Source organism: Pseudomonas sp. SMN11 (assembly GCF_052041945.1).
GTDB lineage: Bacteria > Pseudomonadota > Gammaproteobacteria > Pseudomonadales > Pseudomonadaceae > Aquipseudomonas.
This window is the reverse complement of sequence record NZ_JBKGGW010000021.1, coordinates 90,960-97,937: the sequence shown is the minus strand read 5'-3', so window position 1 is coordinate 97,937 and position 6,978 is coordinate 90,960. Positions and strand designations below refer to the sequence as shown.

7 protein-coding genes are annotated in these 6,978 nt (G+C 59.8%); 3 read left to right on the top strand and 4 right to left on the bottom strand.

Annotation, left to right across the window (positions count from 1 at the left end):
* Nucleotides 1–214 precede the first annotated feature (214 nt).
* Nucleotides 215–1,222: a zinc-binding alcohol dehydrogenase family protein gene (locus tag ACLEJU_RS18000; protein ID WP_435425117.1), complete on the top strand. Its 1,008-nt coding sequence runs from the start codon at nucleotides 215–217 to the stop codon at nucleotides 1,220–1,222.
* An 80-nt stretch (nucleotides 1,223–1,302) separates the two neighbouring features.
* On the opposite strand, the gene ACLEJU_RS17995 is transcribed toward ACLEJU_RS18000, so the two are convergent.
* Nucleotides 1,303–2,205, bottom strand: a complete 903-nt coding sequence (locus ACLEJU_RS17995) for a LysR family transcriptional regulator (RefSeq protein ID WP_435425116.1) — start codon at nucleotides 2,203–2,205, stop codon at nucleotides 1,303–1,305.
* Between the two features lie 104 nt (nucleotides 2,206–2,309).
* On the opposite strand from ACLEJU_RS17995, the gene ACLEJU_RS17990 reads away from it, so the two are divergent.
* Together ACLEJU_RS17990 and ACLEJU_RS17985 are read left to right on the top strand one after the other, a co-directional pair.
* The gene (locus ACLEJU_RS17990) at nucleotides 2,310–2,753 is read left to right on the top strand and encodes a (R)-mandelonitrile lyase (protein WP_435425118.1); all 444 of its coding nucleotides are present in this window, start codon (nucleotides 2,310–2,312) and stop codon (nucleotides 2,751–2,753) included.
* Between the two features lie 4 nt (nucleotides 2,754–2,757).
* Complete coding sequence (locus ACLEJU_RS17985) at nucleotides 2,758–3,513, top strand: carboxymuconolactone decarboxylase family protein (protein WP_435425115.1); 756 nt, start codon at nucleotides 2,758–2,760, stop codon at nucleotides 3,511–3,513.
* Between the two features lie 372 nt (nucleotides 3,514–3,885).
* On the opposite strand, the gene ACLEJU_RS17980 is transcribed toward ACLEJU_RS17985, so the two are convergent.
* The 3 genes from ACLEJU_RS17980 to ACLEJU_RS17970 all read right to left on the bottom strand — a co-directional run bounded on the left by ACLEJU_RS17980 (nucleotide 3,886) and on the right by ACLEJU_RS17970 (nucleotide 6,949).
* Nucleotides 3,886–5,412, bottom strand: coding sequence for an FAD-dependent monooxygenase (locus ACLEJU_RS17980; RefSeq protein WP_435425114.1), 1,527 nt, complete (start codon nucleotides 5,410–5,412; stop codon nucleotides 3,886–3,888).
* 16 nt (nucleotides 5,413–5,428) lie between these two features.
* Nucleotides 5,429–6,052 carry a dTMP kinase gene (locus ACLEJU_RS17975; protein WP_435425113.1) on the bottom strand — a complete coding sequence of 208 codons (624 nt, stop codon included), beginning with the start codon at nucleotides 6,050–6,052 and terminating at the stop codon, nucleotides 5,429–5,431.
* A gap of 144 nt (nucleotides 6,053–6,196) precedes the next feature.
* Nucleotides 6,197–6,949: an SDR family NAD(P)-dependent oxidoreductase gene (locus ACLEJU_RS17970; protein WP_435425112.1), complete on the bottom strand. Its 753-nt coding sequence runs from the start codon at nucleotides 6,947–6,949 to the stop codon at nucleotides 6,197–6,199.
* Nucleotides 6,950–6,978: the final 29 nt, after the last annotated feature.

Here is a 6,978-nt window from a genome sequence, read left to right as displayed (position 1 = left end):
TGCGCATAATGCATATTATGTTAAATATGGTATTAGATAGGTACGCTCGCTCGGCAGCCCAGGCCCTGTCATCGTCGTAGGAAACGCTGACGACACGCACGCTCCACATCATTTTCATTGCCAGCGAGAAAGTCTTACTTCATTCAGGCTGTTTTTTGCGTGAATAAAAACGCATAGCCTGCAGCCACTTTTCGATTTCCAAGAGGTAAAGCCCATGAAGGCTGTCGTTTACACCCAGGCTGGTTTACCGATCCAGGATCCCCAGTCGCTGTTCGACGCGCAGTTGCCATCACCGAAGCCCGGTGCCCGGGACCTGCTGATCGAGATCAAGGCGATTGCGGTCAATCCGGTTGATACGAAGATTCGGGCCAGCCGTGGCGGTGAGCAACCACAGGTTCTCGGCTGGGATGCCGTCGGCGTTGTCCGCGAGACTGGCCCTCAGGTAACGCTATTCAGGCCAGGGGATGAGGTGTTCTACGCCGGCGCCATCGATCGACCAGGCAGCTATAGCGAGCTCCATGTGGTGGATGAGCGCATTGTCGGCCACAAGCCTCGCAGCCTGGACAACGCAAGTGCCGCCGCCCTGCCCCTCACGTCCATCACTGCCTGGGAATTGCTGTTCGACCGTCTAGCCGTTGAAGAAAATGGCGGTAAAGGGCAAAGCCTGCTCGTAGTCGGCGCTGCTGGCGGAGTGGGCTCGATCCTGGTGCAGCTGGCAAGAAAGCTGACGCAGCTTACTGTCATAGGCACTGCCTCACGGCCTGAGACTCAAACCTGGGTCAAGGAGTTGGGCGCTCATCACGTCATTGACCACGCTGAATCGATCCCGCTTCAGCTGGAAGAGCTCGAGCTGAATCCGATTGATTATGTGATCAGTCTGACGCACACCGATACTTACCTGCCGCAACTGGTGGAGGTGCTTCGCCCACAAGGCAAGCTCGCACTGATTGATGATCCCGCACAGCTGGATGTCATGCCGCTCAAGCGCAAATCGCTGTCATTGCATTGGGAGCTCATGTTCACCCGCTCGCTGTACGAGACCGAGGACATGATCAAGCAGCATCAACTGCTCGAACGTGTTTCGCAGCTGGTCGACGACGGCATACTTAGAACGACTGTCGGGGAGCATTTCGGGAGCATTTGTGCCGACAATCTCAAACGAGCCCACGCCTTGATCGAAAGCGGCAAGGCCCGAGGCAAGATTGTCCTGGAAGGGTTCTGATCACGGCTCAAACAAAAGCCCGCGTGATAGCGCGGGCTTCTTAGTTTTCATGCCCTCACCTTCCCTAGCGTGACAGAGTCTTATGCCGGCACCCCCACGCTCCGGAGTGCATCCAGAACCACCTTGAACGCAGCCGTTTGCTGCCGGCGTGTCGGGTAATAGAGGTAATAGCCAGGGAACATTTCCGACCACTCACCCAACACCTCCTCAAGCGCGCCGCTGCCGATGTACGCATGTACATGGGCATCGGTCACCTGGGCCAGCCCCGCCCCGGCAAGGCAGGCATCGAGTATCTGCAGCGAACTGTTCATGATCAGTGGCCCTTGTACTCGGACACGGAACTCATTGCCATCGCGGGTGAACTCCCAGGGGTAAAGACCGCCGTGCGTTGGCAAGCGCAGGTTGATGCAGCGGTGGGTCATCAGCTCTTCAGGCCGCTGGGGTACGCCGTATCGCTTCAGGTAGGCAGGTGACGCGACGGTAACCATGCGCATGGGTGGCCCAATGGGTACCGCTACCATGTCGGCATCAATGATGCCGCCCAGTCGCACGCCCGCGTCGAAGCGCTCGGCAACGATATCCGTCAGGCCGTAGTCGGTCATCAACTCAATCGTGATGTCTGGATAGGACTCGATTACCGACTGCAGCTTGGGCCAAAGAACGTTGCGGGCGGCGAATTCGTCAGTGGTAATGCGCACCGTGCCTGATGGGTGTTGACCGAACTCCGTCAGCGCACCAAGGCACCCGTCAATCTGGTCCAACAGCGGCGCGATCTCTTGCAGCAGACGTTCCCCCGCCTCGGTTCTGGTGACGCTACGGGTGGTGCGCGTGAGTAGCCGCACCCCGAGACGCTCCTCCAGACCCCGAATTGTCTGGCTGACGGCCGATGGTGGTACCCCCAGATGCGCCGCTGCCCGGGTGAAATTACGCTCCCTGGCCACGGCCACGAAAACCGCCAGATCGCTCAAGTTGTCTGCTTTCATTATTAAGCCCAGCTTCAAACCGATTTCTGGATTTTGCCAATACTCGAATTAAAACGCGGTGAGTACAGTTCTCTCAAGCCGATTTTTGAGAGGTTATGAACACCATGATTGATAACAACCATCCCAGCGCCAATATGCAGATTTACCGCGCGGGTTCAACCCAAGCCATCCAGGGGCCTGCTGACTGGTTCACGGGTCGGGTACGCATCGATCGTGTCTTCACTGCCCCTGCTCCTGCACGGGTTGGTGTTGCGGTAGTGAACTTCGAGCCAGGGGCTCGTACACACTGGCACACCCATCCTCTGGGCCAGGGCTTGCTCGTCACCGATGGCGTAGGTTGGACGCAATGCGAGGATGGGCCGAAGACCGAGATCCGGACGGGCGACCTGATCTGGTGCAGCTGTGGCCGACGTCACTGGCATGGCGCGACCGACACCACCGCCATGCAGCATGTCGCGATCAATGAGTTTCTGGATGGCAAGGCTGTAGACTGGCTGGAGCCAGTCACTGATGACGCTTACATGAGCGGCCCAGCCAAAAGAGACTGAGCCGATGAACCACGTGCTCGTTAACTGGGGGCAAACTGCACAAACGGCTTGGTCTGACGCTACCGGAACGGATAATTCAGTGACCTCATCAATTTCGCACCCATCGAACTCTACCTCGCTCAGCGAGCAACAACAGGCTGTTGTGGTAGTGGCCGCGCTTGCTGCGGCTGGCGACATGCCGCGTTTGACCACCGCACTGGACAAAGCCTTGGATACGGGCCTGACAGTCAGCGAACTGCGCGAAGTGCTCGTCCAGCTCTATGCCTACGCCGGCTTTCCTCGCTCTCTCAATGCGCTGTCGGAGCTGATGAGGGTACTGGAGGCACGCAAACAGCGTGGCATCACTGACGATCCAGGTCGCGAGCCTGGCCGTCCGATACCACAAGGCGACGCCTTGCTGGCTGCAGGCACAGCCAATCAGACGAAGCTATCAGGGTCGAGGGTTGAAGGGACCTTGTTCGATTTCGCGCCAATTGCCAATCAGTATCTGCGCACCCATTTGTTTGGCGATATCTTCGAGCGAGACAACCTGGATTGGCTAATCCGAGAACTGGCGACGCTGGGCATGCTATCCGCGCTGATTGGTGTGGAGCCGCAGCTTCAGGCACACATGCGAATCAGCATGAATACCGGGATCACGCGGGCGCAGCTTGAGCGGCTTTGCCAAATCCTGAAGATGGGCGCCGACGAGCAGACGGGCAGTCGAGCAACGAGCGCTTTGGAGAGGCACCTGGCGAGCATGGCTGGCACTTCTGGCTAGCCGCTCGGAGTACGCAAGTGGATGTGCTCGAGCGCGCCTTTGAGCAAAGGTTTCGATGGCTGGATCGCGGCCGCCTCGAGCGCACCAAGGTGCCGGTGCGTTGACTATCCACTCCCACGCCCATGTGCACTGAACGACGCTATCTGGCTTTTCCGCCTGTCCCCCCTGTTCCGCCGTTACAGCCGGAACAGGTACTTGAACCTGCCAAATGACCCAATACAGGGTGCCGCAAACCCGAACATGGGTGCCATGGCCTGACGCGCAGATAGCAGTGGTCTACAGGGAGCATGGCCGGATTACCCAGTTTGTGGCGTTTCCCTGGCTTACAGCAATTCCTGTTCCAACGCTCAGGCAATCGCCGCCCACGGCACCTCAAGCGGACAGCGTGATGCCCTGCTCCTCAACATATCTGCTCAACATTGCTATGTCGCCCTCAGGATCAGCCAATGCGACATAGGTATCAGGCCGCAATAGATAGGTGGCATCTCTGGCGATGCCGGCCTGCTCGTGCGCAGGCTGCCAAGGGAAAACCTGCAGTGCAATGCCATGCTGAGTGCACCATTGGGCCAGGTCTGCCTTAGCTTCGCCGTACACATGCACGTGCCACGCAATGGCTGTCAATGATGCGTAGTTGTCCGCCGTGGCCCCAGGCAACCAAGGCAGGCGATCACCGCCCTGAACCTCGCCTGCCTTGCCTTGGCTCAGCTGGCTGTCGCGATAGTCGATGCGGGTTTGCGATACCACTCGAAACAGGTACTCACGGACACTTTCGCGCTTGTACGCCACGCTGGCGATGACCGGCGCGACGTGTGTGCGCACAAATTCGGCGAAGCCGCCTTGGGCGGTAACCAGTGCGAACAGCCTGTCCGTGGTCTCCACCAGTTTGCGGGCAAAGGCCTGGCGCTCGATCGGGTAGCTGTCGAGCAATCTATCGGGCGCCTTGCCCTTGATCACCGCAGCCAGCTTCCAGGCCAGGTTGTTCGCATCCACAATGCCGGTGTTCATGCCCTGCCCGCCTGCCGGGCTGTGGACATGCGCGGCATCGCCAAGCAGAAACGCTCGACCACGGCGGAAATGATCCGTGACACGATGGTGAACGCGGTAGGCAGAAAACCAGTTCACCTCGGTAATCTTCAGGTTCAGGCCGTTGATGGCGTCATGGCCGACGTCGGCAAACGTCAGATGCTCAGGATGCTCCGCACGTTCGTCCCGCACGGTGCCGATCAGGCGGTATTGATCCTTTTCGCCGTAGCACAGCAGCAGCACGAAGTCAGATTTATCAAACGCTATGTGTGCCTCACCCGCTGGCTCGATACCCGTTACCCTGACATCCGCCACATAGAAAAGCTGCTTGTAGGTACCGCCCTCGAAACCACTGCCGAGCGCATGACGCACGAGCGAATGGGCCCCATCACACCCCGCCAGGTATGTCGCAGCGCACGCCTCTTCCTGCCCATCAGCGTGCTTCAGGGTAGCGGTGACATGGCTTTCCCCCTCTTCGAAAGACAGCAGTTCGGTCTGGCGTTCCACGTTCACGCCGAGCCCATGGAGCCGCTGCTCCAGCAAGCGCTCATGACGGTCCTGGGGATAGATCAAAACGAATGGGTACGCAGAAATCGCAGCGCCAGCATCCGTCAAGGGAATGCGCGCTCTGCGCCGGCCTCTGGCCCACAGGTTCATGGCTGGTGTCTTGTAGCCGGCATCAATCACCGCCTCGGCAAGGTCGAGCTGGCGATAGAGCTCCAGCGTGCGGGCTTGAACAGCCATGGCACGCGAAGCTTCGCCAGGGCCGCTGCTCTTGTCGATGATCCTGACGGCAACACCCTGCCGGGTGAGCCAAAGCGCCAGTGTCAGCCCGGTCGGGCCGGCACCTGCAATGAGAACGTCGGTTTGCGCCATGATCTCATCTCGCACACTAACGGTTGTTTGAGGCCAGCACGCCCTGGATCTCAGCGACCACCTGCCGCGTCGCGTCTTCGACCGTTCCTTCATTACGGCACAGGACCCAGCCATGGTCGGCAACCGCCCGCTCGAATGCTTCAGTGCAAGCGATCTGCTCATCCAGCCGTCGGATCACCGTACTGCCCAGCCCCCGCGTACGTGCCGCTGCCCTTGCCCACGAGGTGTCAGGCGAGGTGACCACCCCGACATGCAGGTCCGGCACTTGCACATTGCGTTCGCGGTTCATCTGCAGAATCTCGGCAAACGGGACTGACCGGCGAAAGGCGGCATCGGAGGGGTACCAGCGATCGATCAGGATGATGCTGTTTGCCGGTTGCCTGGGCAGCACGTTGCGGGAAATCCACGCACGGCTATCGGCCAGGCGCGCACAGACCTTCAGTTCCAGCTCCTGGCAGGGGTTTCTTGCCAAGTGGTTGACCAGCGCCATGGTCTCAGCCCTGAAGGGATCGTTTTTCTTCTCGCACAGCCGGATCACCGTCCTGTTGTCTGCCCTCAGGGCGTGGGTAACAGCCTCCAGCAAGGTGGTCTTGCCGGTCCCCTTCGGGCCATCTAGCGCAACAAATAGCGGACGTTTCATTTTTCAATACTGCTTGAGAGCTGCTCTGCATACCGAGACCCACATGATGCACCGAAACGTCGCCACGGTCTCGCCTGTCTGCCTGATGGCCGTCAACAGGCAGGAGTACATTTGTACTCCGCCTGTAATTCGCCATCCTGATGCTCAGACTTGGGCCTGCCCACCGTCCACGAACAGCTCAGCCCCGTTGACAAAGCTGGCATTGTCACTGGCCAGGAACACCGCCGCATTGGCGATCTCGACCGGCTCGCCCACCCGCCCCAGCGGCACCTGCGCCGCCAGGTAATCCAGCAGGCCCTGCTGTTGCTCGGCATCCGGCCCGGCGAGCTCGACCAGCCCGGGAGTACGTGTGGCGCCTGGGCTGAGCGTATTGACCCTGATTGCGCGGTCCTTCAGGTCCAGAATCCAGCTACGGGCCAAGGCCCGCACGGCGGCCTTGGACGCCGAGTACACACTGAATGCTGCGGTGCCGGAACTACCGGCCGTGGAGCCCGTAAGAATGACCGATGCGTTGCGCGCCAGCAGCGGCAGCGCCTTTTGTACGGTAAACAGCACCCCTTTCACGTTGCGGTCGAAGGTCTCGTCATAGTGGGCCTCGGTAATCTCGCCCAGGGGCAACATGGAACCGCCACCCGCGTTGGCAAACAGCACATCCAGGCGGCCCTTTTCCTGACCGATGCGGGCATACAGCTCATCCAGTTGCTCCAGCCGGGTGGAGTCGACCGCAATGCCGGTGGCATTGCCGACCAGTGCCACCGCCTTGTCCAGCTCCGCCTGACGGCGCCCGGTAATGTAGACATGGGCACCCTCCTCGGCAAAGCGTTTTGCCGTGGCCAGGCCGATGCCGGTGGTACCGCCAGTGACCAGTGCGATCTTGCCTTCGAGTTTCTTGCTCATGGTGTTTCTCCCGTTGAGGTGGTGAGTTG